Raw genomic sequence first — 23,873 nt, 5'->3', positions numbered from 1 at the left:
CGATGAGCGTATGTGTCAACGGTAAGTGGCTGGCCCAGTCGCCCTCCGGCACGCAGCGCTATGCGGCAGAGGTAATGCGAAGTCTCAGTTCGACGCCGGCGGCATCACAGGTCACGCTCTTTCTGCCCAAGGATGCGATCGAGCCGCCGTGGGCCTCGCGGTTTGCCCTCGTCCGTTCCCGCTTCCGCGGCATTTTCTTCGAACAGGTCGTCCTGCCCTGGCTTACTCGCGGCGAGCATCTGTATTCGCTATGCGGACCGGCGCCGGTCGTGAAGCGCAATCAAACGCTGGTCATGCACGACGCGACCACGTTTCGGTTCCCGAGCGCGTTCCGCCTTGTGTTCGTCCTCTGGCAACGCTTGATGTATACGGTGCTATCGCGAACCGCAAAGCGAGTGCTGACGGTTTCGTCGTTCAGCCGCGCGGAACTCGCCTCAGTTCTCGGTGTTCCGCAAGACCGCTTCGAGGTAGCACCGTGCGGGGCCGATCACATTGAGCCGCAGCTACTTACCGACTCGGCCGAAGCCCTGCCGTTCGAGCGAGGTTCATACGCATTGATTGTCGGCAATCTTGCCCCACACAAGAACGTCAGCGCCGCCGTTGCAGCGCTTGCCGATTCGGAAGTTCCGGTAGCTGTGGTGGGAGGCGCCGGGCACGTTCAGCACGTACTCCGGGGTGTGCAGCTCGAAGGTCGCGACAACGTCCGTCTGCTGGGCCGCGTGGATGACGAGCAGCTGCAACAGCTCTACGCGGCCGCAGCGGTTCTGGTAGCACCGTCACGGTATGAGGGGTTTTGCATCCCGATCATCGAGGCCGGCAGGCTGGGCTGCCCCGCGGTGTTTGCCACAGGCTCGGCGATGACCGAAGTGGCCGGCGAGGGAGGTCTGGCGTTCGACCCCGACGACGTGGTCCAGTGCGTCAAGCTCGTTAAACGCCTCATTTCCGAGCCCGCACTGCGCGAGCGCCTCGGCACCCAAGCTCGCGCCAACACCGACCGTTTCAGCTGGGCGCGCACGGCGCAAAAGATCTTCGCCCCGGAGGACGTCGTCGATAGCGATGCCACACCCGCGCCGGTGCGCGTCCTGCATGTCACCGATTACCTCGCAACCGGTATCCGGACCGCAATTATTGGCTACGCAAACGCAATCCGGGGTCAGGGTGTCGAGTCGTGGCTCCTCGCCCAGGATCAGGGCAAAGGATACTTCGAAGAGGTCGACGAATGTTCGCCATTCGTCACCACCCGCATCGCTCCTCACGGGCTGCTCAATCTTTGGCGCGCGATCGGCTCGTCGGTCGCGGAGTTCCGCCCTGACATCGTGCATCTGCATTCGTCACGGGCCGGCGCGGCGGGTCGATTGCGGTTCGGACTGAAAGATAAACCGGTCCTTGTGTATACGCCGCACTGTTTCTCCTTCGAGATGCGCGACGTCCACGGTCTCAGGCGCCGGCTTTATTGGGTCGCCGAGCGCGTGCTGGCACGCAGGACGGACGCGTTTGTCTGTGTCAGTCCGCACGAAGCCGGGCTGGCGAGGGGATTACGTTCTCGAGCCGACGTGGTCGTGATGCTCAACATGTTCGGTTCCTCCTTCGCAGCACAGCACGATTCAGCGATGCCGTTGCCGGTTGTCGAAGCCGCGCCCGCTCGGATTCGGATTGTCAACGTCGGACGTGCGACGCCCCAGAAAGATCCCGAAATGTTCGCCCAAATCGTCGCGGCGCTGCGGGTCGATCGCTGTGTTGAGGCCACGTGGGTGGGCGACGGACCGGAGCCGGGACGGTGCACCCTTCAGACGGCCGATATCACGGTGACCGGGTGGCTGGCGGCACGCGAGGTGCCCGCCGCGCTCGAGGGGCAGACCGTGTATTTGCACACCTCCCGCTGGGAGGGCGGGCCGATCGCCCTGCGCGAGGCGATGGAAGCCGGCCTGCCCGTAGTAGTCCGCCGCAACCCGGCCTATGAAGGTTATCTGCCGGAGGAATGGCAATTCGATGAAGTCGACGAAGCCGCGCGGATGATCCGGCTACTCGCCGAAGAGCCTGCACGCAGCCAGCGTGTCAACGAGCAGTTCGAGGTACTGGCGGAGCAGCGCAAGAGCGGCCCCGACATCGTTCTCGCCACGGCTTATCGCCGGCTACTGGCGCGATCGGGGCGGCCGCCGCGACACCATGATTGTTTACATGTCAACACGACCGCCACCGGATACGGCGGTCTCAACGTGGAGGACGCCCGGTGGACGCACCGCTCTTTTCCATCGTGACAATCAGTTTCCAGAACATAGACGGACTTCGCGCGACGACCGAGTCACTGCAATCGCAGTCGTTTAGCGACTTTGAGCATATCGTCATCGACGGTGGGTCCACCGACGGTTCAGCGGACTGGCTGGCGGCCAACTGCCTTGGCACTTGGCGCAGCGAGCCCGACCGGGGTCGCTACGACGCGATGAACAAAGGAGCGCGGATTTCGCGCGGCGAATATTTGTGGTTCATGCACGCCGGAGATCTGTTCGGCGATACCGACGCGCTGGCGCGGGTCGCCGCTGCGATCGAGCGTGCGGGCCACCCGGACTGGCTCTACGGCCTGGCCCGTATCGTCGGCCCGGATAAGAGCCTCCGCGGTGTGCTCGGAGTTGTGCCATTCAGCATGTTCAACGTCGTGATCTTGCAGCGGTCATTGCCCCATCAAGCCAGCGCATTTAGGCGAGACTTCTTCTGGCGCCTGGGCGGCTACGACGTGGAGATGGGCCACGCGTCCGACCAGCTGTTCATGGTTCGTGCTGCCAAATGCTCGCCCCCGCTGGTGCTCGCGGACGTGGTGTGCGATTTCGACTTCACCGGCGCCAGCACCCAACGGTCGTGGTGGGAGCATCCTTGGGATGGATACCGGATCCGGCGAATGACTGGCGTGACGGCCACCCGATGGCGGGCGCTTGATAACCTTCTCGCGCTCGGCTATACGCTTTTGCGCCTTGTCGGCCTGTCCCTACGCGCGACGGCGAGACGCATAGATACCGCGGCGAAAACATCTCCTGATGCAGGCGGGTGATCGTATGCAACGAACTGCAGAACCGGTCGCGGCTATTTGGCGTAGTCAAGCTGCGACGAGGCGCGCAGCGCCGCGGCGGACGAGACAGTAGGAGAAACGATGGACGTCGCGTCGGTGCGGAAAGCGATCAGAAAAAGATGGCTGATCGTGGCAGGTGCAACGGTGACATTAGCGGCGCTCGCGGGCGTCGTGACCCTGCTGCGTCCTCCGATGTACACGGCCACGGCCGAGGGCCTCGTGTCGATCAGCCACCCGCAGACTAGGCCGCCTTGGGCATTGACCAATGGTTCGCAGTACATCACCGACCGGATGCCCAGCTACGCGCACGTCGGTGGCACCAGTTCGGTCATTCTCCCGGTCTATGCGCGCTTACACCTGCGCGAGTCTCTGAACGGTCGCGTTTCTTCTCAATGGGTAGCAGACAAGGCGTTGTTGCGCATCACTGTCACAGACCGCGATCCCGCGTTGGCGGCCCATATCGCCGACGACATTTTGCAGCAGCTCGGAGGGTCCATTGAGCAAATCGAGAACGGCAACATTCTCGTCACTGAAGTCACGCCGGCGCCGGTGCCTTCGACGCCGTCAAACCATAACGTGCTGCTGAACTCGGGAGTCGGCGCGGCCACCGGTTTGCTCTTAGGGTTGTTCGGCGCCGTGGGCCTGCAAGCGATGTCTGACCGCGCTCGGCGGCGCCGGCTTTGGCGCACATGGGTAATGGATGCGAGTGTGTACACGCATTTCTGGCGAGCAGGACGCGCGTCCCTGATCCCGCAATTGGCACCCGGCGGCCGGGTACTAGTACCGACCGATGCCGCTGCGGAGATCGACAAATACAGAGCTCTACACCCCGGCATTCCGTCGGTCGATTCTGTCGGATGGGCTCGACCTATCCTCCTGAACGAGGAAGAAGACCGGACGCAAATTCAAGTCAAAGCCCAAATGGGCGGCTCAATTGACGAATACCTATCGGCATCTGCCGTTATTGCGTGCGCTTCCCACAGGAATCTGACCGCCGTCCTCGGCCAGGATGTCGCAATCGAACAAGCGCACCGGCTGGGAGTCCACACCTGCGACATCCTCTGGATTGTTATTGAGGCCTACAAAACCGTCCACGACGAAAACAGAGGTCTGGCCGCGGCGCTCGTTGACGACTTGCTCGCCACCGGCGTGCAGCTGCCATTTGATTCGGGAGAAGATTTATTCACATGGGCCCACCACGAGGGCCTGCTCGAAGGAACGGTGGGACAGGCTCCCTGAGCGCGACGCCGAGGCCGTGCGCGAGGATCGTGACTCTTGCGCGCGCCAACGGGATGCCCACTACGACCGGTGAACCGATACGCCGACGCTCTGAGTACCAGTCACCGAGACGCCGGGTCGCCTTGAGCAACGGCTTCTCGACGACGAGGTGGCACATCACACCCGCCCCAACCGCTGTAAGTAGTACGAGTGTGATCGCGGCATAATCCGGTGCCCCCATGGCACGCAGTTTCATTGCGAGCTTCATGAGAACGGACATTGCCGGGTAGTGCACAAGATAGATCGAATAGGACGCCGCACCCAGGAAGCAGAGAATCCGGGGTGCAGCGATCTTGCCCGAGCGCTCCAAAATCGCCAAGCCAGCCACGATCAGTGCCGCACCCACCCCGAAGCCCAATGCGTCGATCGGCAACTTGTCGGGTTTGACAGCCGAGGCCGCCAAATGCGCCAACCATGCCAGGTAGACCGCGCTGCCAATCGTCAACGATGCAATAGCCACGCGAGCCGGTATGCGCTCGAACGCCAAACCGACAATCATTCCCGCAACGAAGATCAAGGGATAGGGCGCGACGACGAAGCCCAGGATCCCATGTGGCGCAAACCAGAGGCTCGTCACCCCGACAACGCACCAAACCAGCCACAGCAGCAACGTGGGCCGCCGCCACCGGATAGTCATCGCGAACAACAGGTAGAAGACAACCTCGTAGCGCAGCGTCCACTCGACCGACAGCACTCGTTCATGCGGAAACGGCGCCGCCGTAAGTGCAGCAACGACATCACCGGCGCTTAAACTGTCCGCCCAGCGCAGGGTAGGCCCGACGAGCATAACGACGACCAGCGGCACGACGACGGCCCAGAGCGTCGGGTAAAGCCGTTGGAATCGTTTCCACAGGAACCGTCCGACCCCCCGTCCCGTCGAGAGATCTTTTCGATGCGCTACCACCATCACGAAGCCGCTCAGGACGAAGAAGAACTCAACGCCGGAGTATCCGCCGCGGAAGAAGGGCAAGACCTCGTGGCCGAAGTACTTCGATTCAACGCCAGTTTCGTTGCAGTGGAACAGCACAACTATAAGTGCAGCAAACGCACGACCGGCCTCAAGAGATGTGAACTTGGACGCGCGAGCGGTACGCGTCCCGGTCGTTGCATCGGTCACGATTCGCGCCCCCGACCTTGATCCTTATTTCCAGTGATGCGCGTCAGCTCATCGCCTTCGCTCTGGTCTTTGGTTTCGAAGCGCCTCTTAAGCCTCAGCAGTGGCGTCTCGAAGTACCGGAAGCTCAGGTAGGCCAGGACAACCACGCTGACGAGCGCTTCGGCAAACAGCAACGGGCCGTAGTTCTGGTGGAGAACCTCGCGGATCGCATTTATGCACAACGGATGAAGGAGGTAGACGCCATAGCTGATCACCCCAACGAACGCGAGCGGGCGCCACTGCAGAAGTGGGTGCAATGATGTGCGCTCGACCAGGCAGACGCTCACTACGACGGCGACCATTAGGCACCGCACTACGACGGCCACGATGAGGGACTGAAAGAGCTCTTGCTGTGCGACCACCTCGAGGACTATCGCTAGCGCTAGCGCCACAGCCGGCGCCGACCAGCTGCGGCCGAAAACGAAAGCCAGGAGTGCGAACCCACGCGGAGCGCTCGCCACCAGCGCCGCAGCGGCGCCAAGCAGGATTGGCAATGACAAACTCGCCGGAATCCGGCCGGGCAGCACCGACGTGTCGGCTACTAGGACGGAGCTCTGCGAGATTACAACCAAGGCACTCACCACTGCCAGCGGAATCCAGACTCGCCCACGGCCGATCGCCAGCGCCCCGACCAGCAAAGGTGGCCACAGTAAATAGAACTGCTCCTCAGTCGCCAGCGACCAGGCGCTAAAGAACTTGTCGCCGGAGTCGAGGAACCAGTTAGGCGTATAAGTGACGAACGCCGGAAGGTAGTGGACGAATCGCACGTCCACCGGGCTGTCGCGCCACGCGGGCTTGACTAGCGTGGTCGCGATGCACACCAGCAGCGTCAAATAGTAGAGAGGAAAGATGCGCAGCGAGCGCCGGGCATAGAATTTTCGCAGCGAAATTCGTGCGGTTGCGTTGTACTCACGTACCAGCAGCGTGGTTATCAGGAATCCGCTGATCGCGAAGAAAAGATCCACCCCTTCGCCGCCCACGGAATGAAGACCGAATGCAAAGTATTCGCGGCCTGCGATCACCGGCCCTTGTGTGTCTACTGTGTGGTGCCAAACGACCGCGATCGCGCTCAACGCCCGCAAACCGTCCAAGGCGCCGAAGCGGTGGATCGCACAAAACCGATCGAAGTCTGGCCGCACGCCGCGAACGCTGCCCGGCGCCGGCATCACCGCCCGGACCGCGAAGTCAGGGAGGTCCCGTGTCGTTGTGGGTCTTGCATGGTCAGTCATCGGCCCGATCTCTCTCGGACCTGCGCGGCATCCTCGCAGACACGAACGCCGGGCCGCACCCCGATTTAGTTAGCGCCACACGCCCACGCGGAGGCCCGCCGTAGCTGCGGCGCCCGGTTGCGACCATACCGGTAGTGTATGCGACTGCGTCGTTTGCATACCATTTGGCACGTTTTAGGCCGGGAGATGAACGAACGTTCTACTGTCGGCGAGCTCACACCGAGCGCCGTCCGGATGGCTCGGATCGAATTCGGGCTGGACGGCCGGTTTCATCAGCAGCGCCAGGTCGCGAATCGAATCGCTTGGCCCGTGCCGGCATTGATCACGTCCTGAACCCAGAACATACCAGCACGACTCTAAAACCGGATGGACCCAGTCGCTAAGACTCACCATCTAGCGGCAAGTAGACTGCTGGTTTGCTTGATCAGGTTACCGCGCATCCCTGAAAGGGGCCTTGAGGGTGGAGATAGCCCGAGAAACAGCTTTGGTCGCCGGGGGTGGCGGCTTTATCGGGGGGCATCTCGCCAGGGCTCTGAGTCAACGGGGGGTTTTGGTCCGCAGTGTTGACATCAAAGCCGTCGATGATTGGTTCCAGATCCCCGACGGTGTCGAAGCCCATCAGCTTGACCTATCGAACCTTGCCGAGTGCCACGAGGCCGTGCGGGGAGTTGATATGGTCTACAACCTCGCGGCCGACATGGGCGGCATGGGCTTCATCGAAACGCATAAGGCCGAGTGCATGCTTTCGGTGCTGATCAACACTCATTTGTTAATCGCCGCGCGAGATGCAAACGTTGGTCGCTTCTTTTTCTCCAGCTCAGCCTGTGTGTATGCCGCCGACAAGCAGGTCGACGCCGACGTAACGGCTCTTAAAGAGTCCGACGCATACCCCGCGATGCCCGAAGACGGCTATGGCTGGGAGAAGCTATTCAGCGAGCGTATGTGTGAGCACTTCCGTCAGGACTTCGGCCTGCAGACACGCGTCGCGCGCTACCACAACGTCTATGGCGTCGACGGCACCTACGACGGCGGGCGCGAGAAGGCCCCGGCCGCACTCTGCCGCAAGATTGCCGAGGCGGTGCTCTCCGGCCGGCACGAGATCGAGATCTGGGGCGACGGCCAACAGACCCGCAGCTTCATGTACGTCGACGACTGCATCCAGGGAACACTAAAGGTGATTGCGGGGGACAACGCATTGCCCGTCAATCTCGGCAGCTCCGAGTTAGTGAGCATCAACGAAATGGTCACCATGATCGAGCAGATCGCCGGGATCACCGTCAGGCGCAATTACAAACTGGACGCACCCCAAGGCGTCCGTGGACGAAATAGCGACAACACCTTGATACGGGACCTCTACGACTGGGAGCCGTCGATCTCTCTCACCGACGGCCTCGAACGCACCTATCGGTGGATCTTCGACCAGCTCTCAGGCAACAGGACACACCGACAACGACACAGCAAGGCGGCCTCAGTTTAAGAGGCATTCACCCACCGCCGGTCGATCTGACGAATGGGTGAGGACCTCACGGCATGAAGTGTGGCGCTGATGGCGGGAAGCTGCGACCCCTGCAAAAACGTCTGCGCCAACGACGCGGATTATCATCGTACAAATGTTTGCCAAGCACCGAAGCGCGGGGAGAATATGCCTCACTTGTCCGTGAAGATACTGCCCGCTAACGTGCTCAACACGATTAAGCGGGCCCGCCCAATTTATGCGGTGGCTCGGCGCGCGCGATTCGCGGCCGGCTCACTTCTGGGCGCCCGCACGTTGCCGGGTTTGGACGGCCGAGTGCACTACAACGATTTCATGCTTGGCTCGAGCAACCCGGCGGATGTGCAGGTCTATCACCGCATCGCGCAGGAGATCGTCTCCCGACTAGGCCGCTCATTGAACGAAGCCGGCCGGGACTGGGACACGCTGGGGTCTGTGTTGGAAGTTGGTTGCGGCTATGGCCGTATCGTTCGCGAACTACGCAACGCAGTTCCCGCCGACCGTATTTATGTCAGCGACGTGATCGACGAGGGTGCCCGGTTCACCGCATCGGAGTTCGGTGCGAAACAGATTCCTGCCGACCCGGGCCCAGAATGGGACGGGCGGTTCGACCTGATCTATTTGCTTTCGGTGTACAGCCACATGCACAGACTCGCCGTCGCCGACCACCTCCGCCGCATGCAGGACCTGCTGGCGCCCGGTGGTGTGCTGGTATTCACTACCCATGGGCGCTTCTCCGCGGAGAATCTCGAGGAATACGAACACTATTGGCTGGATAAAAGCCAGGTTCTGGATGCCCTCGCCGACGCTGGCTATTACTTCGAGCGCTACCCCTACTACTACGACGAGTACGGCATGACGTGGTTCACGCAGGAGGCGGTGGAGTCGCTGGTCGCCGAATCGGCCCCGGCATTGGAATCGGTGAGCTGTCATCTGAATGATGTTGCGGGACAACAGGATTTTTACGTCTGGCGCAAATCCGACGCGGCATGAAGCGTGGGGCCCTAGGTGGGGGTCTTCGTCGACGGAGCCGTATCCGGCTGCGCGGTAACCGCTACGGCGCGATTTGTTGTTGGATCAATGCTTCGCCGGCTGGCTTCAGACTGAGATCTTTACGCACCACACCGAAATTTTCCTCGTCGATAGCGGGGTTGGTACCACCGTCTCGCAGTTCGTAGTAGATGAGCGGCCCGGTCCAACTCCACTTCTGGACGAGCTTGCGGGCGTGCATGATCGTGGCGGCCTGATCTTTGTCAGAAACAGCATCAGAAGCGGTTCCGGTGGGCACACCGAACTCGGTGATCCACACGTTCTTCCCGCCATCCCCGTGCCGTTCCATTATTTGATGCAGCGCCGGCACATCGTCGAGCCCTCCGATCACCGCGTGGGCATGCGGCCAAGCGAAGCTGTAAGGGTGCACGGCGATCGCGTCAGCCGCCTGCGCGGTTCCGTTGCCGTACAGCTGCTCAACATATTTTGCTTGGGAGATCCGTGAGCCGTCCGCTAGGTCGCCGCCGCTTGTGAGACCGCCGATGAGCAGTGTCGCGACCGGGTCGACCGCCCGCATCGTCGTGGCGGCGGCTCGGAAGAGCTCCCCGTATCTGTTGGCGTCGGGAGCGGGTTGCCAGAAGGCGCTGACGTTGGGCTCGTTCCAGATCTCCCATGTGTGCACTCCCAGCGGGCTGTAACGTGCCACCGTCGCGCGGGCGAATTCTGCGAAGTCAGAGACGTGATCTGGTGGGTTAGAAGTCGTCGTACTGGCCGGGCGTGCCCATGCGGGAGTATGACTGAGAATCCCGAGAACGTTCAATCGTCGAGCCGACGCCTCTTTGACGACTGCGTCGGTGTAGGCCCAATCGAACTTCCCGCGATTGCCCTCGATCGTCGGCCATTCAAAGTCCACCCTGACCCAGGTCACGTGCATCGCCGTCAACAAGTCAAACTCGCGGGCAACGCTTGCCGCGTCGGCACCGTAAAGCCGCACCATCATGCCGATCGGGCCCGGTCTGGACGTTCCGCACGACGTACACAAACCGGGCACAAGGCTGAGGACGATCAACGAAAACGCCAACATCACCAGTGTGTGAACGTTTACGTCCCGTCTCAACTGGTCTCCCTTTTCGACGCTAACTCCGTGACCAACTCGATGATATCGGCGTCGTCGATCGTGGCCGGTTCGACCTGGTAGCCGCTCAGCGGACGGTCAAGCGCCTGCCGCAGCGCTTCAACGTTGTCGGCTGCAAATGTGGCATGACGTGCGCCGTGCACGGCAGCGGCTTCGATGAGTCCGGGACGATCCGCGATCAGCACGGGAACTCCCGCGCGGACTCCGTCCAGAACGACGAGGGGGAACGGGTCCAGCCATACCGACGGGACCACGAGGACATCGATCGCGTCGAAAAACGATCGGTGATCATCGGTCCACCCAAGCCACTGGACATTACCGTGCGCACCAGCCATAAGGCCCTCGACGTAGCCGGGTTCACCTTCGCCAGCGACGATCAGATTCTTGCCCGTGCCGTCAATCGCCGCCAGGAGGACTTCGATGCCCTTGTGTTGGCTTACTCGGCCCAGGTAGCCAATCGTTTTCGGAACACCAAGCGAGTGAGCTCGGCGGTCGGGCTGTAGGTCGTGGCCCGCCGCGGTTGGGTGTATTGCGATTGCGTGGTCGAAGTCATGAAGTCCAAGGCGGCGCTGGTTCTCGGCCAACACCGCTCTCGACGCGCCCACAACGCAGCCACCAGGCCACCGCCGACGCGTCATCGCGACCCGCGGGCGGCATCCCGCGCATACATCGGCGCACACCTCGCCGCGCCACAGCGTCGATGAATTGCAGACCAGACCGTAATCGTGCACCACATGCACCAGTGGAATTCCACGCTCGCCAGCAACGACCCATGGCGCGAAGCCCCAGCCGCGCAAATTGTGTGTGATCACCACATCCGGACGCAGCTCGTCGACAATCTTTTCTACTGTGCGCCTACTCGCAAGGGTGAAAGTGTCGATGGCGTGCCACAGTAGCCGCCGCGCAAGGGGGCGACGGCTACCGTCGAACGGCCAGTAGACGTTGTTGATCGGATATCCGGCAAGGTGCTCGCTGCCCTTAGGCTTCAATCCGCAGTTGTCCACCTTGAACCCAGCCTGCTCAAGCTCATCGGCGAAAGCACCGACGACTCGTTCCGCCCCTCCATAGCGCGCGGACGGCATCATCGATGAGAACTGCACCACCACATGGGGCCGCGTCACAGGATGTCTGCTAGGGCGATAGCTGGAGCACTGCGGCTAATCAACCGTCATGTCCGGTGAAAGACGCCCGAATGTCGTCGAGTGACTTCGCGTGTTTCTGAGGGAGATCCCGCGCGGACAGGGTTCCTCGCAGTAATTCAAGTGCGCGACCTTGCGTGAGTTTCTGGTTTGCGTAGCCGTTTACGCATGCCGATACAAAGCCTGGGGAGAGATATGGGCTCGCGAGCTCATCGGTTCGCGAAAACCCCAGACGCAGATAGTCGCCCAACGGCGGATCGAATTCCCTGAGCTCTTGGAGCCTGTCGAAGTCAATGATGCCCACGTTCTTAAGCTGCTGGAGGGTCGCCGACCAGCTCAATCCGTAGGTGGCACTCGCTGCGAGTACTCGATCTCGGTCTGACCAGTCGTCGTGATCACCCCAGATTATGTGCAAGCCCGCACGAGGTGCGAGGAAGTGAAGTGCGAACGCGTGAATCAGGTTCTCGGTCTCAGGCGAAGTGGAAGAGCCATAGGGATCCCCGCACACCCAGTGACCGAGTTGATGTGCGAGCGTCACCCGACGCCGGCCGGAAGGGACATCCCCGTTAACCACGGCGGCACCGACATCCAGGTACTCCCCCGACACCTCGACGCTTGCCCCATCGGGGCCGGCCTCGCCGAGCGATGCGGAATACGTGTAAAGGCCAAGGCGCTGGCACGCCTGCCCTAGGTCTCGCACCGCCTCATATTCCGAGCCGAGGTCCATGCCGAGACTCGAACGGATGCCTTTGGCCATTTGTTCGGCGCGAACCTCGTCCTCAGGGGCGTGTCTCCCGGTGCGGGCCACCGGGCTGATCTCGCCCACCTCAAAGAGAGTCCGTACATCCCCGGCGAACTGATCCAACTCGATGTCGAGGGAGCGCGAAGTGCTGTGCTGCAGCCCCGCGTCGGCGCGTCGGCTGACAACCGCAGGAGCAGGTGGCTGGGCGAAGAAGGACAAGTGTCGACCGAGTACTTGCGCGATGGCCGCTAGTTCGGTGACGTCAAGTTTGCGTTCACCGCTCTCAAGGTGCTTTATCGCAGTTCGGTCCAAGCCGACGGCTCGGGCAAGGCCGTCCTGCGTGATATCTGCGACATCGCGAGCCTGCGCGACGCGGCGCCCCACAGCCAATTCATCCACATCAGTGATATTCGCACACCCGAGCACTGATCGCCTCGAAAAGCTGCTGACGGTATGTTGGGCTCGCCCGCGCGTTGTGTTGGTCGAGTTCAACCGAAGCTGTGACGCGACGTGAACCAAGTTTGCCCAAACCGCCTGTGCGACCAGCAAATCGTCCATGCCGGCGGCGTCAATGACGCTGGAGCAGCACCTCCGGTCAATCGTCCTCACGAAAGAAGATGCCTTCAGCCTGCAACATCCGGCCATTGCGCGGGTCCGACAGGCAGGGCTGCAATCCCGCCAGGGTGAAGCCCATGGCGTACACAAGATCGAGTGCCTCACGAATGAGCATGCCGCCTTCGTACAACGGAAGTAGCGACAGCTCGAGTTGCATGCCTATGCAACGATCGTTCACCGTTGAATTGCCACCGGCGAGCACGAGCTTTTCATACCCCTGAACGTCCATCTTCAGAAAAGCAACATCGGTCGGCCGGAGAACTTCTGACTTCACAGAATCAAGCCGGTGTATCGTTACATCTTCGGTGCCGACAAAATTTGCTGACGGAAAGGCATTTTGATGACTTTTCAGCATCGGTAGGACCGAACTACTTTGGCCATCGCCACCCGAGACATTAATAGATATCGTTCCATCAAAATCGCCCAGTGCATACTGTCGGCATTCCCAAAGTGAATCTGACGATGCTTTATTTACCAAAAGAGAAAAAGGTCGCGACATAGGTTCGAACGAGACGATCCGACCTTTGAAGCCATCCTTACGGAGTTCGGTAGCATATTGTCCCGAATTGGCACCGACATCAAGAATGACATTTACTTGGTGCGATTCGAGTTGATTCACGAACTGACGTTTCCAATCCAGCTCAGAGCGGTAACGTGAAATATCGATGCCGACACGACGTGCGATCAATTTAGCGCGACGCAACCAACTCATTGCGCAACAATAGCATGCGGCCACTTACCGAATCAAACAAGCAACGTCCCACACCACGAGATTTGATGTGTACCAACTGCTTACGCGTCTAGGCGCGAGGCCGAGTGTCGTCACCGGGCTGGAGATCGAGACCAAACAGCGTCGGCCAATTTCGATTAAACGGCCGTCTGGTTATTGCCGACGACCCCGCATGGCGTTGAGCCTAATCATAAAAGGATAAACACACAGGTTTAGGGTTAGTGGAATCGCGTAGATCCCATACCCCTTTTGGCCCCAGTCCGTAAAGCAGATGGACGAGCCCAGTTAGGCGAGAGCTCCGCCTTACTGACGAGGTGAATCACATACCACACAAATCTAGCGCGGACGTTTCGATAGATGCTTATTTGGAGGCGCGTCATGGCGGTGGCCCGGCCAGTCGAGAGTCGTCGAGGAATAAAGCAGTGCCACCACGGCTGCTCAGCGGATCGCAAATATGCGTTCCAACCGGTGCCACTCGTGCCAAGGACTCCCGACTTTTTCTCCAGGGTGTTTGGACTCGAATAGTTCGCCATCATCAGTAAGATGGCCAAACTCCTACGATTCGGCCAAGCCGCCTTCGTGAGTATTTGCATTTCAATTCTTAGGAGTTTTCCCAGTGGCTAGGAACCGAATCCATGTCGGCTTGCTTATACCCTTCGAAGACCGACGGCACGCATTCATTTCGGGGATTATTTTGGGCATTGCCTAGGAGCTTTGGATGGAACATGCGAATGTAAACGCTTACGGCTTGTATCGAATTTCACTACATCCAACGTCGCTCAGCGCGAATCTTTGAATGCACCGCCGAGGTCAGCCATCCCGACTTCCGCAAGAGATCCGCAATTTTGCAAGTCGCGCTAAATGGCGCGCCGTTGCCTATCTCACGCGAAAACGAGGTCGCATAACCGCTACTTAATTCTTTACGCGTTATGAAAGCGCGGCCAAACACAGTCCGGGCAGCCAAAAACTGATGATCTGTTGGCTGGACCGATTACATCGGCGTTTGACCTGGGCTTACACCCAGATGATCGGTTGCAATCCCAGCAATCAGCATCAGAGTGCCCTGCAAGAGTGTCCGATGTTGCGTGAAACGACGCGCGCGAGTTGCAGCGATGACCACCGACCGGTGCCGTCAAACCTGGGGTTGGCCGCAATCTCGCCTCCGCACCCCGGGAGGCGTGCTTAGATACCGTCGATGTCGCTAGCACGCAAAATACATACCAAACGACGCAATATCTCGCTCAATCATGGTCTTTGATATGCTCCCACGCATGCGTGCGCCCCGCCTTGCAGCACTTGCCGGGGTGCTAGCAATGATCATCTGGAGCGCGCCGTGCGCGGATGCTGATCCGACCAGTGGTGACGGCCCTGTCATCGATTCTCCGACGCTCTCGTTGTCCGACCTGGGCGCGCCGACCGCCATTTGGTTCGGGTTCTACGGGCACCGAAACAACACCGTCAACACGTTGACATTTCCAGTGCCCCGGGGGTTGAGCCCGTCGACGTTGAACGCGACGGTCGAAGTCCCCGTCAACCTCCGATTCGGCAACCTGACAGTTTCCCAGGGCGACCGCACCATCAGCCGGTTGGAGCTGCCAACCAAAGACCAGACGCAAATGGTTATTCCCCTGGCGGGAGCACAGGTCGTTGCTGATGTGGTGACTGTCACCCTGACGGTGACCGCTATCCCAGTGGAGGGTTACTGCTGGGACAACATTGCTCCCGTACGACTCGTTAACGGTTCGGTGACGTTTGCCGGAGCGGAAGTCGCACCGGTTAACGTGGGCGGTTTCCTCCCGCCCGTCATTCGCAAGTTGACGATCGCGCTGCCACCCAAGCCCTCGCGGCAAGAGTCCGACGCGGCAGTCCAGCTGGCCGCTGCGATGGAGCGGCGCTACGGACCGCAGAGCCCTGAAGTGGTCGTCGTTCCTCTTGCTGATCGGACGACCAACTGGGTCGGTCCGTCTCTACCTTTGGAGCGGCAGATCATCATCAAGGAGGGCCCCGACAAGGGCCTCTCGCTGCAGGGCAACACAGGCGTGCCCGGGCTTCTCATCTCCGGGCCCGGCGATGAACTCACCAACCAGACACGGCTGCTGACGGATGACTTGTTGCGATTTGCAGTCAGCCCCGCCGCGGTAGTCGCCGCCCCATTGCCGAATAAACAGAAATTCGTCGGCGATACCACCACCCTCGCACAACTGAATCAATCTGGTCTGGTCTCCGAGGGCCTGTGGCCGGAGGTGTTAATCAACCTGGACCAGACCCGGTTCGGTACTGCGCTGGACCAACTTCGAGTGCACCTAATCGGTTCGCACACGCCCCTTCCGAAGACCCTCGGCGGTGAAGTGATTGCCACGGTCAATGGAGAGACTATTGACCGATGGCCGGTCGAAACCGACGGAAAAATCGATCATTCAATCGAGATTTCTCGCCGGCTTGTCACGCGTGTAACCTCGCTACGGGTAACGGTGCGCACCAGCGGAGACGTGGGACACTGTGGCGACTATCTCCCGGTGGCGCTCACGATCGACGGTCGCACCCAGATTCAAGCCAGTCGCGCGACTCCGGCCGTGTCGCGAGGGTTTGAGACACTCCCGCAAGCGCTTATGCCGCGCGTCCAGATAGGCATCAGTGACGACGACGCATTCAATGACACCGTGCGCGCAGTCCAGATAATGATGGGCCTTCAACATATGAGCGCGGTACCACTGGAAAGCACGGTGACCAGTCTCAAGCAAGCGATTGACAGCCGTGACCCCGCTATTCTCATCTCGGCCGGCGCCTGGCCCGTTCACACGATTGCGCTCCCGTTCACCGCAGACCAGGATCACGTCACCGTCGAGGGCCTCGATACCGCAGGCAAGCACGTTTCACTAACCCTTAATCCGGCAGCGCATTTCGGCTCGCTGCAGACGGCGTTTGATGGGCAACGCTCGATTTTGGTCGCGACTTCCAACGGGTCACCCGCGCAGCTCGACGAATTGTTGCGGTGGTTATCCGCTAAAGCGGAACGGTGGTTTGGACTGACCGGCCGGATGATCGTCTCCGCCCCGGGAGCCGAACCGATCACCATCCCGAATCCGCCCAACGACCTCGCGGCGCAGCCGGCAACGTCGAACAATCGGCAAAACTACGCGTGGGCGTGGTGGATCGCCGGCGCTTGGTTGGTCGCCGCCGCTGCCGGTGCCGTCGTCATCTTGGTGAGGGCCCGCCGCCGGCGCGCCGATCGCGGTTAAAACGCGCCGACCAGGTCATCAGGGGCACGATCCTTTCCTGGCGAATCCAAGCACAAATATTTCCTCTATGGGATGATCTCCGTCGTGGGAATTACCTATTGCGACGCAACCATGTTATGGAACGCCAGACAGCGGGGCGTTTCCTTCGATCGACTGCTAACCCTCGGGCATCAGAGCCTTAGCCTGCATCGACGAGAAGCCGCTTTCTTCCGCAGAGAATATCGAAAGGCGTTCGGTTCATCTGTCACGCCTTTGGACAAGTACCTATGGGCCCAATACGCTGATGTTTTTCTGCGCGAGTTCCTGGGAGCTTCGTCCATTACGGTGATCGATGCCTCCGCATATGAAGGCGCTGACACGATTCATGACATGAACACGCCAATTCCGGAAGCTTGGCATGGACGCTACGATGCGGTCATCGATGGCGGCTCCTTGGAGCACATCTTCAACGTGCCGGTCGCATTGGCAAACCTCGGCAGTATGCTCAAAGTGGGCGGCACAATATTCCTGACAACCCCAGCCAACAATCAGATGGGTCATGGATTTTATCAGTTCAGCCCGGAATTAATGTTTCGCGTTTTTTCCGAGCCGAACGGTTTTGACCTCCGCCAGATAACAATATTTCAGGGGCGCTATCCCGGTCCAGAATTGACGATGAACCACACACTGTACGACGTGGTCGATCCCGAACAGGTGCGTGCGCGAGTCGGTCTCTTTTCTAAAGGGTCCGTGACTATGATGGTTGAAGCGACAAAGACGCGCGACTCGCCAATGTTTGCGACCCCCCCGATTCAAAGCGATTATGCGGCTCTGTGGGAGGCTGGAAGCCGAGAGGAAACAATGCCGTCGCTGGCTCGCGCGCTTAAACGGAGAGTTCCTTTCGGCGTGAAGGCGGCGATCCTGGGTTATCGCCAGCGGCGTAAGTTTTCGTTCGGTAACAAAACGTTCTACACACGGCGTAGATTACCTATCCGGTAGGGCGGAAACAGACCGCAAGCACATATCGCTAATGAGTTTCACTAATCCCGGTGAAAACCCCCAGGCCAAACCGAGGCTAAACCCTCCCACTCCCCCAGCGACTCGTTACCCACCGACGGGGGCGGCGATCAGCACATCGCGCGGGATGTCGAGCGTGGCGATCGGGTACAGGCCCGAGCCGTCGCGGCCGTCACGGGCCAGCGCCATGGGGGCGTAGTTCACCACGTGCGAGGCGCCCGGCTTGTGCTGTTGCCAGTCCACGGACGCCCGCAGCGTGTAATGCCCCGGCGCCAGGCCCGTCAGGTCGACGTGCACCGATTCCGTCGATGACGCCGGGACCGCCTCCTCGCGTGACTGGCTGGAGTCGTCGTGGACCAGCGTCTTGAGGTTGACCGTCGCCGGCAGGGTCCGAACCACCGCTCCGGAGAAATCCACCAGCTTGTAGCCGGGCGCCCACTGCTCGGTCGCGGCCGCGGAGCCGTAGTTGGTCCACACGACAGTAATGCTCGCCACCTTGCCCTGTATCGACTGCGTACCCGGCCGCGCCTCGACCGAGTAGCGATAGCCGGCGGACGCATTGGCTTGGGCCCACAGCAGATACAGCTTGGTGTCCATCGCCGACGTCGAATCCCGGTCCGGGAAGTTGGCACTCGCCGTCATCGACACGTGATACCTGATGACGTCGTGCAGGCCCTTTTCGTAGTAGGACCGCGGGTCGGTTCCGTTCGGCAACCGGCACCACCCCGTGATCACCGGCGCCGATGCGAGCCGCCGCTTGATCGCGTCGACGACCGCATCGTTGGTCCGCACGTACTGCGAGTCGCTGGACTCGGCCCAGGCCGGCAGCGGCGACTGAACGCCGAGGCAATCCGAGCGGATCCCCACCGGCGCGGACAGTTTCTTGGTGACGTCGTCGGCGAGCAGCTCGCGCACGATCTCCGGGTTCTGTGGGGTCACCACCAATTGCGTGTGCGGGAAGGCGTTGACGTTCGCCGCGACCAGCTGCCGAATGGACGCGGCGGTGATGCTCTGGTCACGAAACTGGCTGTAATACCCCAGCTTCGCCACGCTGTCGTCCGGCGAAGGGCCCGGCGCCCCCAGCTTGTCACGCACATACGCGATGTGGTTCGCGCTGAAATCCCCGTACCCGGAGAACTCGAACACGCTGAGCCGCTCGTCGCCGTCGTAGCGGCGCCCGAGCGCGGCGAGCAGCTGCCCGAAGCCGTCCAGGTACGCCGGGTCGTTCCAGTTCGGCACCACCTGCGTCACCCCGGGTGTGACGCCGTCGGCCGGGCCGGGGTAGCCGGTGGTGGCGCTGGGAATGGCACGCACCCAGTCGGGAACCGCGATGTTCGTGTTGTTCGGGTAGACGGTGTCGCAACAGGAGTTGTAGGCGACCACCCGAAGGGTCAGCCGCATGTTTCGGCTGGCCAGCTTGGTCAGCGCGTCGTCGATCACGCTGAAGTCGAACCTGCGGTCGTCGGGCGCGTCGGGGGGCAGCGTGCGCGGATCGGTGGGCTGCAGCTGCCGCCACGTGACGCGCATGCTCGCGTCATAGGACGCCGGCCACGCGGGATACCGCTTCTGCGCCGGATTGCCTTGCGGGAAAAGGGGATTCAACAGATCCTCGTATTGCCCGCGCAGCGGATTGGATATCTCCTGAGTCGAGGCCGGGATGGCCGGGCTGATCATCGCGTTCAGCGGCCCGGGATTGGTGTGGCCGCCGCATCCGCTCAGGGCCAGCGCCACGCAAGCGACAACGACCAGCCTGCTTTGCCTGAAAGTGCGACGCATGAGGATGTCAGATCACACCCAGTGACAGCGCCTCGCGGTCGGCGAGGAACGGCATCGGCATCCAGCGCGCCGACAATAACGCTTCCATGGCATTGCCCGGGACCGGACGCGACAACAGGAATCCCTGCGCGCGGTGGCAGCCATGTTGCATCAAGGTCATTGCGGCGGCAGGCGTTTCGACCCCCTCGGCGACCAGCTGCAGGCCGAAGGCCTCGGCCAGCCCGATGATCGCCCGGACGATCGCGAGGTCGCCCGCGTTGGTGCCCAGGTCGCGGACGAACCCGGTGTCGATCTTGAGCATGTCGACCGGGAGGGACTTCAGGTGCGACAACACCGCGTAGCCGGTGCCGAAGTCGTCGATGGCGATCTGGACCCCGACCTCCTTCAGCTCCGTCAGCGTTTTGCGAGTGGTTTCGATGTCGTGCACCACGGCCCGCTCGGTGATCTCCAGGCATACCGACCCGCTGTCGATGCCGAACTCCTCGATGGTGTCGGCGACGCTGCGAACGAAGCCGCGGGTGATCAGCTGCACGGGTGACACGTTGATGCGCAATACGGCGCTTTGCCCGACGCCATTGGATCGCCACCGGCTGAATTCGGCGCAGGCGCTGCGCATCACCCACCGGCCCAGCTCGCCGGCGAGGTTGGTCGATTCGGCGACCCCGATGAACGAATCCGGCAGCAGCAGCCCCCAGATCGGGTGGCGCCACCGGACCAGTGCCTCCGCCGCCACGACGGCGCCGGTCCACAGGTCGACCTCGGGCAGATAGTGCAGCAGCAGCGCCTCGCTGTCGATATCGCCCTGCAGATGCAGTTCGATGTCGTTGCGGAAGGCGCTTTTCAGGGACATGTCGTCGGTGGACAGCGCGACCTGGTTGCCGCCGCCGCGCTTGGCGGTCAGCACGGCCTCGTCGGCCCGGCGCAGCAGATCGGTGGTGTTGTCACGCCCGGGCATGCCCACCGCCAGCCCGATGCTCACGGTGCGGGTGATCATGTGGCCGCCGATGGCCAGCCGCTCGCGGAGCATCGCCCCCAGGCGACGGGCGAACGACTCCGCGGCCGCCGCCGACATCGGATGGTCGGGCACGACGACGAATTCGTCGCCACCCAGCCGCGCGATCATGCTGTGGCTTCCCGCGCAGACCCGGATGCGTTGCGCGAACACCCTGATGAACCAGTCGCCCGCGGTGTGGCCGAGGTAATCGTTGATCGGCTTCAGGCGGTCCAGGTCGAGGTACAGGACGGCGACGGGCCCGGGGCTGCCCGTTGCGAGCCGCTCGGACAGGTGCGCAACCAGCGCCCGACGGTTGTAGAGGCCGGTCAGGTCGTCGTGCTCGGCCAGATAGCGCAGCTTTTCTTCGGCCGCGATCCGGGCCTGGAGCTGCGCGAACAGGGCGGCGACGGCCTCGAGCGTGTTGATCTCTTCTTGCTTCCACTTCCGGGCGCCGAACTTGACGAAGCCGAGCACGCCGGTGGTGACCTCGCCCGAGACCAGCGGCGCGGCGGCCACCGAGGGCGAGACGGGCTGTTTGGCCCTGCCCACCCACCGCGGGAAGGAGCGGTCGGCCTGGTCCGGCCCTATCACCACGGGTTTCCTGCCGTGTTCGCACTGCGCGAGCACCGGATCGGCGCTGGTGAAGTGGACAACGGCCAGCGGATCGGGGTCGGGCACGTCGATTCGCGGCGGCCACTCGGCGACCAATACCGAGGCCCGGACGTCGTGGTCGTGGTGGCGCAGGAAGCTGGCGTCCACGTCGAACTGCTCGACGAGCTGGGCGAGTACCTTTTCACTCACCTGGGTCGCGGTGGATCCCGTGGCCTCCATCAGCTGGGTGGCCACGGAAGTGACGACGAGGTCCAGGCTGCGCGGCACGGGCTCCTCCGATGTCGGGCACATGTCCCATCTGGGCGCCTGGCCCAATCAGGGGGATGGTCGTCTTCACGTTTTACTGGCCTCAATGCGCAATTGCGGGCATTGAAATGCGCCGTACTTCGGCGTCGTCTGGTGAGTGTATTCGGCACGGGGTGGCTTACAAATTGGTATCGCGAAGCGTATCATTCTCCGCCCGCCGCGCCCGGCCCCGCCGAGCCCGGCGAGTGAGTCGGCTCACATTCGCGGCCCCGCCTGTCACGCCCGGACGGCCCGCGGTGTCTCAAGGGCACCAGTCCCGTGAGAATAGGAGACAGCCATGACCGAGCTGGCCACCCCACGAACGCATGTCGTCGTTGTCGGCGGCGGATACGCCGGGACGCTGGCCGCCAATCGTCTGCGGCAGCGCACCGACATCGATATCACCCTGGTCAATCCGCGTCCGGTCTTCGTCGAGCGGATCCGCCTGCACCAGCTGGTCGCCGACACCGGCGCCGCGACGGCCGATTACGGCACGCTGCTCGGTGCGGGAATCCGGCTGATCGTCGACAGTGTCGAGCGCATCGAGGCCGCCGACCGGCGCGTCCTGTTGGCCTCGGGTGCCGAACTGACCTACGACTACCTGATCTACGCCATCGGGAGCACCGGCGCGGTGCCGTTAGGGGTGCCCGGGGCGGCCGAATTCGCTTATTCGGTGGCCGATCTGGAAAACGCGCAGCGGCTCCGGTACGCGCTCGCCGATCGGCCCGCCGATGCGCCCGTGACCGTGGTCGGCGGCGGACTGACCGGCATCGAAACCGCTTCCGAGCTGGCCGAGCGGGGGCGCCGGGTGACGCTTGTCTGCGGCGGCATCCTCGGCCAGTCGCTCAGCAACCGGGGCCGGCGTTCGGTGGCCAAACGGCTGCGCAAGCTCGGCGTCGGCGTGCTGGAATCGGTGGCCGCCAGCCAGGTGCGCTGGGACGCGGTGGTCCTCGCCGACGGCGCCGTGCTGCCCAGCGCCGCGACGGTGTGGACGGCGGGCTTTGCGGTGCCGGATCTGGCCGCACGCAGCGGGCTTCGCACCGACGCCCTGGGCCGGCTGCTCACCGACGAGACGCTGACCAGCATCGACGACCCGCGCATCGTCGCCGCGGGTGACGCCGCCGCGCCGTCGGGCCGGCCGTTGCGGATGAGCTGCCAAGCCGCCGGTCCGCTGGGCGCCCAGGCCGCCAACACCGTGCTCAGCCGCCTCGCCGGAAACCCGGCCGCGGTGCTCGACCAGGCGTTCGTCGGGCAGTGCATCAGCCTGGGCCGCGCCCACGGAACCCTGCAGTTCGCGCGCACCGACGACACCCCGGTGAACGCGGCCGTGGGCGGTCGAACCGCCGCGTCCATCAAGGAAGCGATCTGCAAGGGCACGCTGTGGGCCATCCGGCGCGAGGCCGCCAAGCCCGGTTCGTACTTCTGGCTCAGGGGCGGCACGAGGCCGGCACGGTTGGCGGTCGACGAGCCGGTCGCTCTGCCATGACGCGCGCACCGACCCCCGACGAGCACGCCGAACGGTTCATCCTGCTGCGGCCGTTGCTGTTCACCATCGCCTACGAGATCCTCGGGTCTGCGACCGAGGCCGACGACGTGTTGCAGGACAGCTATCTGCGATGGGCGGCCGTCGACCTGTCGACCGTGCGCGACACCAAGTCGTACCTGGCCCAGCTGGTCACCCGGCAGGCGCTCAACGCGCTGCGGGCCGACGCACGTCGCCGCGAGGAGTATGTGGGGCCCTGGCTACCCGAACCGCTGCTGCTCGACGAGCAGGATCCGTCGGCCGATGTGGTTCTGGCGGAATCGGTTTCGATGGCGATGCTGGTTCTGCTGGAGACGCTGAGTCCCGACGAACGCGCGGTGTTCGTGCTGCGCGAGGTGTTCGGTTTCGACTACAGCGAGATCGCCGGCGCGGTAGGCAAACCGGCGCCGACCGTGCGACAGGTCGCGCACCGCGCCCGCGAACACGTTCGGGCCGGGCGGAGAAGGTTCGACGCGGTCGCCCCGGAACGGAACGCGGAGATCACCGCGCGGTTTCTGGCCGCCGCGGCCGGCGGGGACGTGGACGCGCTGATGACGATGCTTGCCCCGGACGCCACCTGGACGGCCGACAGCGGCGGCATCGTGAGCGCCGCCCGCAGGCCGGTTGTCGGCGCCGAGCGGGTGGCCAGGGCCATCTCCGGCCTGATGCGCAAGATGCGGGAGATATGGGCGACGCTGCGCGTGGAGATGGTGACCTGTAACAGCGCTCCGGCGGTGCTGGTCTATCAGGACGGACGCCTCGAGATGGCGGCCACGGTGGAGATCGCCGACGAGAAGATCACCAACTTCTACGTGATGCGCAACCCGGAGAAGCTGGCGGCCCTGGCGGCGCCTCGCGACATCAGCCGCGGCTGAGCGGCGG

The 23,873-nt window shown here is 62.5% G+C and carries 17 protein-coding genes; 9 read left to right on the top strand and 8 right to left on the bottom strand.

All coding sequences use genetic code 11. The features are described from left to right. Nucleotides 1-2 precede the first annotated feature (2 nt). From G6N25_RS14910 to G6N25_RS14900, 3 genes are all read left to right on the top strand, one after another. The gene (locus G6N25_RS14910; RefSeq protein WP_083073604.1) at nucleotides 3-2,258 is read left to right on the top strand and encodes a glycosyltransferase; all 2,256 of its coding nucleotides are present in this window, start codon (nucleotides 3-5) and stop codon (nucleotides 2,256-2,258) included. After that, the gene (locus tag G6N25_RS14905) at nucleotides 2,231-3,043 is read left to right on the top strand and encodes a glycosyltransferase family 2 protein (RefSeq protein ID WP_158084865.1); all 813 of its coding nucleotides are present in this window, start codon (nucleotides 2,231-2,233) and stop codon (nucleotides 3,041-3,043) included. The genes G6N25_RS14910 and G6N25_RS14905 overlap by 28 nt, the downstream gene beginning before the upstream one ends. A gap of 99 nt (nucleotides 3,044-3,142) precedes the next feature. Continuing rightward, entirely contained in the window at nucleotides 3,143-4,300 is a 1,158-nt protein-coding gene (locus tag G6N25_RS14900) for a YveK family protein (protein ID WP_083073606.1), read from the top strand. Here G6N25_RS14900 and G6N25_RS14895 read toward each other — a convergent pair. Both G6N25_RS14895 and G6N25_RS14890 read right to left on the bottom strand, forming a co-directional pair. Then, nucleotides 4,245-5,456 (bottom strand): acyltransferase family protein, encoded by a 1,212-nt coding sequence (locus tag G6N25_RS14895; protein WP_158084866.1) that lies wholly within the window; start codon nucleotides 5,454-5,456, stop codon nucleotides 4,245-4,247. The genes G6N25_RS14900 and G6N25_RS14895 overlap by 56 nt on opposite strands. Next, nucleotides 5,453-6,724: an acyltransferase family protein gene (locus tag G6N25_RS14890; RefSeq protein WP_083073608.1), complete on the bottom strand. Its 1,272-nt coding sequence runs from the start codon at nucleotides 6,722-6,724 to the stop codon at nucleotides 5,453-5,455. Before G6N25_RS14890 ends, G6N25_RS14895 begins: the two co-directional genes overlap by 4 nt. A 460-nt stretch (nucleotides 6,725-7,184) precedes the next feature. On the opposite strand from G6N25_RS14890, the gene G6N25_RS14885 reads away from it, so the two are divergent. Both G6N25_RS14885 and G6N25_RS14880 read left to right on the top strand, forming a co-directional pair. Next, the gene (locus G6N25_RS14885) at nucleotides 7,185-8,201 is read left to right on the top strand and encodes an NAD-dependent epimerase/dehydratase family protein (protein ID WP_142272580.1); all 1,017 of its coding nucleotides are present in this window, start codon (nucleotides 7,185-7,187) and stop codon (nucleotides 8,199-8,201) included. Between the two features lie 69 nt (nucleotides 8,202-8,270). Further along, a complete protein-coding gene (locus tag G6N25_RS14880) occupies nucleotides 8,271-9,209 on the top strand; it encodes a class I SAM-dependent methyltransferase (protein ID WP_232065956.1) in 939 nt (312 codons plus the stop codon). A gap of 61 nt (nucleotides 9,210-9,270) precedes the next feature. On the opposite strand, the gene G6N25_RS14875 is transcribed toward G6N25_RS14880, so the two are convergent. The 4 genes from G6N25_RS14875 to G6N25_RS14860 are packed head-to-tail and all read right to left on the bottom strand — an operon-like array spanning nucleotide 9,271 to nucleotide 13,549. Continuing rightward, nucleotides 9,271-10,287, bottom strand: coding sequence for a cellulase family glycosylhydrolase (locus tag G6N25_RS14875; RefSeq protein ID WP_158084867.1), 1,017 nt, complete (start codon nucleotides 10,285-10,287; stop codon nucleotides 9,271-9,273). 32 nt (nucleotides 10,288-10,319) lie between these two features. Then, nucleotides 10,320-11,462 carry a glycosyltransferase gene (locus tag G6N25_RS14870; RefSeq protein WP_142272581.1) on the bottom strand — a complete coding sequence of 381 codons (1,143 nt, stop codon included), beginning with the start codon at nucleotides 11,460-11,462 and terminating at the stop codon, nucleotides 10,320-10,322. 40 nt (nucleotides 11,463-11,502) lie between these two features. Beyond that, complete coding sequence (locus G6N25_RS14865; RefSeq protein ID WP_158084868.1) at nucleotides 11,503-12,780, bottom strand: helix-turn-helix domain-containing protein; 1,278 nt, start codon at nucleotides 12,778-12,780, stop codon at nucleotides 11,503-11,505. Nucleotides 12,781-12,817: 37 nt separating this feature from the next. Further along, the gene (locus tag G6N25_RS14860; RefSeq protein ID WP_083073612.1) at nucleotides 12,818-13,549 is read right to left on the bottom strand and encodes an FkbM family methyltransferase; all 732 of its coding nucleotides are present in this window, start codon (nucleotides 13,547-13,549) and stop codon (nucleotides 12,818-12,820) included. A 1,289-nt stretch (nucleotides 13,550-14,838) separates the two neighbouring features. Here G6N25_RS14860 and G6N25_RS14855 point away from each other — a divergent pair. Beyond that, nucleotides 14,839-16,806 carry a hypothetical protein gene (locus G6N25_RS14855; RefSeq protein WP_142272582.1) on the top strand — a complete coding sequence of 656 codons (1,968 nt, stop codon included), beginning with the start codon at nucleotides 14,839-14,841 and terminating at the stop codon, nucleotides 16,804-16,806. Nucleotides 16,807-16,878: 72 nt separating this feature from the next. Beyond that, a complete protein-coding gene (locus G6N25_RS14850; protein ID WP_142272583.1) occupies nucleotides 16,879-17,784 on the top strand; it encodes a class I SAM-dependent methyltransferase in 906 nt (301 codons plus the stop codon). Nucleotides 17,785-17,889: 105 nt separating this feature from the next. Here G6N25_RS14850 and G6N25_RS14845 read toward each other — a convergent pair whose 3' ends face one another. Together G6N25_RS14845 and G6N25_RS14840 are read right to left on the bottom strand one after the other, a co-directional pair. Next, complete coding sequence (locus G6N25_RS14845) at nucleotides 17,890-19,578, bottom strand: hypothetical protein (RefSeq protein ID WP_083073614.1); 1,689 nt, start codon at nucleotides 19,576-19,578, stop codon at nucleotides 17,890-17,892. A gap of 7 nt (nucleotides 19,579-19,585) precedes the next feature. After that, a complete protein-coding gene (locus tag G6N25_RS14840; RefSeq protein WP_083073665.1) occupies nucleotides 19,586-21,451 on the bottom strand; it encodes a putative bifunctional diguanylate cyclase/phosphodiesterase in 1,866 nt (621 codons plus the stop codon). Between the two features lie 316 nt (nucleotides 21,452-21,767). On the opposite strand from G6N25_RS14840, the gene G6N25_RS14835 reads away from it, so the two are divergent. Continuing rightward, entirely contained in the window at nucleotides 21,768-22,955 is a 1,188-nt protein-coding gene (locus G6N25_RS14835; RefSeq protein ID WP_083073615.1) for an NAD(P)/FAD-dependent oxidoreductase, read from the top strand. Continuing rightward, nucleotides 22,952-23,866, top strand: a complete 915-nt coding sequence (locus G6N25_RS14830) for an RNA polymerase sigma-70 factor (RefSeq protein WP_083073616.1) — start codon at nucleotides 22,952-22,954, stop codon at nucleotides 23,864-23,866. The genes G6N25_RS14835 and G6N25_RS14830 overlap by 4 nt, the downstream gene beginning before the upstream one ends. Nucleotides 23,867-23,873 lie beyond the last annotated feature (7 nt).

The sequence above is a fragment of the Mycobacterium heidelbergense genome, from assembly GCF_010730745.1.
Taxonomy (GTDB): domain Bacteria; phylum Actinomycetota; class Actinomycetes; order Mycobacteriales; family Mycobacteriaceae; genus Mycobacterium; species Mycobacterium heidelbergense.
The sequence above is the reverse complement of the archived record's forward strand: the minus strand, read 5'-3'. Positions and strand labels throughout refer to the sequence as shown.

What these genes read in the sequence shown, in the direction of transcription:
- G6N25_RS14910 (WP_083073604.1), top strand. Translation starts at nt 3, where the DNA reads ATGAGCGTATGTGTCAACGGTAAGTGGCTGGCCCAGTCGCCCTCCGGC.
- G6N25_RS14900 (WP_083073606.1), top strand. Translation starts at nt 3,143, where the DNA reads ATGGACGTCGCGTCGGTGCGGAAAGCGATCAGAAAAAGATGGCTGATC.
- G6N25_RS14890 (WP_083073608.1), bottom strand. Translation starts at nt 6,724, where the DNA reads ATGACTGACCATGCAAGACCCACAACGACACGGGACCTCCCTGACTTC.
- G6N25_RS14880 (WP_232065956.1), top strand. Translation starts at nt 8,271, where the DNA reads ATGGCGGGAAGCTGCGACCCCTGCAAAAACGTCTGCGCCAACGACGCG.
- G6N25_RS14865 (WP_158084868.1), bottom strand. Translation starts at nt 12,780, where the DNA reads ATGGACGATTTGCTGGTCGCACAGGCGGTTTGGGCAAACTTGGTTCAC.
- G6N25_RS14860 (WP_083073612.1), bottom strand. Translation starts at nt 13,549, where the DNA reads ATGAGTTGGTTGCGTCGCGCTAAATTGATCGCACGTCGTGTCGGCATC.
- G6N25_RS14855 (WP_142272582.1), top strand. Translation starts at nt 14,839, where the DNA reads ATGCGTGCGCCCCGCCTTGCAGCACTTGCCGGGGTGCTAGCAATGATC.
- G6N25_RS14850 (WP_142272583.1), top strand. Translation starts at nt 16,879, where the DNA reads ATGATCTCCGTCGTGGGAATTACCTATTGCGACGCAACCATGTTATGG.
- G6N25_RS14845 (WP_083073614.1), bottom strand. Translation starts at nt 19,578, where the DNA reads ATGCGTCGCACTTTCAGGCAAAGCAGGCTGGTCGTTGTCGCTTGCGTG.
- G6N25_RS14835 (WP_083073615.1), top strand. Translation starts at nt 21,768, where the DNA reads ATGACCGAGCTGGCCACCCCACGAACGCATGTCGTCGTTGTCGGCGGC.
- G6N25_RS14830 (WP_083073616.1), top strand. Translation starts at nt 22,952, where the DNA reads ATGACGCGCGCACCGACCCCCGACGAGCACGCCGAACGGTTCATCCTG.